A 4,357-nucleotide genomic window follows, 5' to 3' on the forward strand; every position below is an offset into this window, starting at 1 on the left:
ACTACGCCAAGGCGAACGACAAGTTCGTGATCCTCGGCGGAGCCATGGACGGGAAGGTCCTTGACCGCGCCGGTGTCACGGCCGTGTCCAAGCTGCCGTCGCGCGAGGAGCTCATCGCTTCCATCGTCGGCTGCATCGGGGCACCCGCCGCGAACATCGCCGGGGCCATTGGCGCACCTGCTTCGAACATCGCTTCCATCCTGTCCACCATCGAGGAGAGGGCGGAGGCCGCGTAAGGCATCCCCTGAGACCCGCACCTTGCGGCGTTGGAACACAATCCTACATACGGAACCTGACAAATGGCTGATCTTAAGAAACTCGCCGAAGAGATCGTTAACCTGACGCTCCTTCAGGCCCAGGAACTCAAGCAGATCCTCAAGGACGAATACGGCATCGAGCCCGCCGCCGGTGGCGCGGTGATGATGGCCGGTCCCGCCGGTGGCGACGCCGCCCCCGCCGAGGAAGAGAAGACCGAATTCGACGTCGTCCTGAAGAACGCCGGCGCGCAGAAGATCAACGTGATCAAGGAAGTGCGCGCGATCACCGGCCTCGGCCTCAAGGAAGCCAAGGACCTCGTGGAAGCCGGCGGCAAGGTCAAGGAAGGCGTCTCCAAGGCGGAAGCCGAGGACATCAAGGCCAAGCTCGTCGCGGCCGGCGCCGAAGTCGATCTGGCCTGAGGCCAGGGCGGGACGGGGCCGAAACGGCCCGCCGCCACGCAGAGACAGGGCTGGGCCCGGAGAAATCCGGGTCCAGCCGCCCGCGTCTTGAGCGGGTGCGTCTTGGAAAGGGCCCCTTGCGGGGGTGTTTTCCAAGACGGAGGCAAGGGGATCGGGGTCTGCCGGTGGGACGGCAGACGGATTGATCCGCCACGTCTTGATCTTGCGAGCCCTCCGCCGAGGCCCCGGCGGCGAGAGAGCCGCGCGAGACATGGGAAAGGTGCGCGAGAGCATGGCTCAGACCTACGCAGGCCAGAAACGTATCCGCAGATTCTACGGCAAGATCCGCGAAGTGCTGGAGATGCCGAACCTGATCGAGGTGCAGAAGTCCTCCTACGACCTGTTCCTCCAGTCGGGCGACAAGGAAAAGCCCACCGAAGGCGAAGGCATCATGGGTGTCTTCCAGTCGGTCTTCCCGATCAAGGATTTCAACGAGACCGCGGTGCTGGAGTTCGTGAAGTACGAACTCGAGGCGCCCAAGTTCGACGTCGAGGAGTGCCAGGCGCGCGACCTCACCTATGCCGCGCCGCTGAAGGTGACGCTGCGGCTGATCGTGTTCGATGTCGACGAGGACACCGGCGCCAAGTCCGTGAAGGACATCAAGGAGCAGGACGTGTTCATGGGCGACATGCCGCTCATGACGCCGAACGGCACCTTCATCGTCAACGGCACCGAGCGCGTCATCGTCAGCCAGATGCACCGCAGCCCCGGCGTGTTCTTCGACCACGACAAGGGCAAGACCCATTCCTCGGGCAAGCTCCTCTTCGCCTGCCGGATCATTCCCTACCGCGGCTCCTGGCTCGACTTCGAGTTCGACGCCAAGGACATCGTCTTCGCGCGCATCGACCGCCGCCGGAAGCTTCCGGTGACGACTCTGCTCTATGCGCTGGGACTTCACCAGGAAGGCATCATGGATGCCTACTACGACACGGTGACGTTCAAGCTCGACAAGAAGAAGGGCTGGGTCACCAAGTTCTTCCCCGAGCGCGTGCGCGGCACCCGCCCGACCTACGACATCGTGGACGCCGCCACCGGCGAGGTGATCGCCGAGGCCGGCAAGAAGATCACGCCGCGCGCGGTGAAGAAGCTGATCGACGAAGGCTCGGTGAAGGAGATCCTGGTTCCCTTCGACCAGATCGTCGGCCGCTACGTCGCCAAGGACATCATCAACGAGGAGACCGGCGCGATCTACGTCGAGGCCGGCGACGAGCTGACCTGGGAGACGGACCGCGACGGCGAGGTCTCGGGCGGCACGCTGAAGGAGCTGATGGACGCGGGCATCACCGAGATCCCGGTGCTCGACATCGACAACATCAACGTCGGCCCCTACATCCGCAACACCATGGCGATGGACAAGAACCTCAACCGCGAGAGCGCGTTGATGGACATCTACCGCGTCATGCGCCCGGGCGAGCCGCCGACCGTCGAGGCCGCCTCGACGCTGTTCGACCAGCTCTTCTTCGACAGCGAGCGCTACGACCTCTCGGCCGTGGGCCGCGTGAAGATGAACATGCGCCTCGACCTCGACGCCGAGGACACGCAGCGCACGCTCCGCAAGGAGGACATCATCGCCTGCGTGAAGGCGCTGGTCGAGCTGCGTGACGGCAAGGGCGAGATCGACGACATCGACCACCTCGGCAACCGCCGGGTGCGCTCGGTCGGCGAGCTGATGGAGAACCAGTACCGCGTCGGCCTGCTGCGGATGGAGCGCGCGATCAAGGAGCGCATGTCGTCGGTCGAGATCGACACGGTCATGCCGCAGGACCTGATCAACGCCAAGCCCGCCGCCGCCGCGGTCCGCGAGTTCTTCGGCTCCTCGCAGCTCAGCCAGTTCATGGACCAGACCAACCCGCTGTCGGAAGTGACGCACAAGCGCCGTCTCTCGGCGCTTGGCCCCGGCGGTCTGACCCGCGAGCGCGCGGGCTTCGAGGTCCGCGACGTGCATCCGACGCACTACGGCCGGATGTGCCCGATCGAGACGCCGGAAGGTCCGAACATCGGCCTGATCAACTCGCTCGCCACCTTCGCGCGGGTGAACAAGTACGGCTTCATCGAGACCCCCTACCGCAAGGTGCAGGGCGCGCAGGTGACCGACGAGGTCGTCTACATGTCCGCCACCGAGGAGATGCGGCACACGGTGGCCCAGGCGAACGCCAATCTCAGCGAGGACGGGCGCTTCATCAACGAGATGGTGAACACCCGCCAGTCGGGCGAATACACCCTCGCGCCGCGCGAGAACGTGGACCTGATCGACGTGTCGCCCAAGCAGCTCGTGTCCGTCGCGGCCTCGCTCATCCCGTTCCTCGAGAACGACGACGCGAACCGCGCGCTCATGGGCTCGAACATGCAGCGTCAGGCCGTGCCGCTTCTGCAGGCGGACGCGCCCTTCGTGGGCACGGGCATCGAGGCCAAGGTCGCCATCGACTCGGGCGCCGCGATCCAGGCCCGCCGGGCGGGCGTGATCGACCAGGTCGACGCACAGCGGATCGTTGTCCGCGCGACGGAGGATCTCACGCTCGGCGACGCCGGCGTGGACATCTACCGCCTGCGCAAGTTCCAGCGCTCGAACCAGAACACCTGCATCAACCAGCGTCCGCTGGTGAAGGTGGGCGACACCGTCCGCAAGGGCGAGGTCATCGCGGACGGTCCCTCGACCGACATGGGCGAGCTGGCGCTCGGCAAGAACGTGGTCGTCGCGTTCATGCCGTGGAACGGCTACAACTACGAGGACTCGATCCTGATCTCCGAGCGCATCGTGCGCGACGACGTCTTCACCTCGATCCACATCGAGGAGTTCGAGGTCGCCGCCCGCGACACCAAGCTCGGGCCCGAGGAGATCACCCGCGACATCCCCAATGTCGGCGAGGAGGCGCTGCGCAACCTCGACGAGGCGGGCATCGTCTACATCGGCGCCGAGGTCGGGCCGGGCGACATCCTCGTGGGCAAGATCACGCCCAAGGGCGAAAGCCCGATGACGCCGGAGGAGAAGCTCCTCCGCGCCATCTTCGGCGAGAAGGCCTCGGACGTGCGCGACACGTCGCTCCGGCTGCCGCCGGGCGACTTCGGCACGGTCGTGGAGGTGCGCGTCTTCAACCGCCACGGCGTGGAGAAGGACGAGCGCGCGCTCCAGATCGAGCGTGAGGAGGTCGAGCGCCTCGCCCGCGACCGGGACGACGAGCTCGCCATTCTCGAGCGCAACATCTACGCGCGCCTCAAGTCCATGATCCTCGGCAAGACCGCGGTGAAGGGTCCCAAGGGCATCAAGGCCGGCTCCGAGATCAACGAGGAGCTTCTCGAAACCCTGAGCCGCGGCCAGTGGTGGCAGCTCGCCCTCGGCGACGAGAAGGACGCGGCCCAGGTCGAGGCGCTCCACGAGCAGTTCGAGGCGCAGAAGCGCGCCCTCGATCACCGCTTCGAGGACAAGGTCGAGAAGGTCCGCCGCGGCGACGACCTGCCCCCCGGCGTGATGAAGATGGTCAAGGTCTTCATCGCGGTGAAGCGCAAGCTCCAGCCCGGCGACAAGATGGCCGGCCGCCACGGCAACAAGGGCGTCATCTCCAAGGTCGTCCCGATGGAGGACATGCCCTTCCTCGCGGACGGCACGCCCGTGGACTTCGTTCTCAACCCGCTCGGCGTGCCGT

The 4,357-nt window shown here is 65.9% G+C and carries 2 protein-coding genes and 1 pseudogene; all 3 read left to right on the top strand.

The window, feature by feature from the left end:
- Positions 1-236 (top strand): annotated as a pseudogene (locus ACTS11_RS03580) (50S ribosomal protein L10); the annotation flags it as partial.
- Positions 237-299: 63 nt separating this feature from the next.
- Positions 300-677 (top strand): 50S ribosomal protein L7/L12, encoded by a 378-nt coding sequence (gene rplL, locus ACTS11_RS03585; RefSeq protein WP_442638971.1) that lies wholly within the window; start codon positions 300-302, stop codon positions 675-677.
- Between the two features lie 271 nt (positions 678-948).
- The coding region (gene rpoB, locus ACTS11_RS03590) for a DNA-directed RNA polymerase subunit beta (protein WP_442638972.1) at positions 949-4,357 on the top strand (3,409 nt) is incomplete at its 3' end.

Origin of the sequence: Roseicyclus sp. (genome assembly GCF_052168335.1) — a bacterium.
Classification (GTDB): domain Bacteria; phylum Pseudomonadota; class Alphaproteobacteria; order Rhodobacterales; family Rhodobacteraceae; genus Roseibacterium.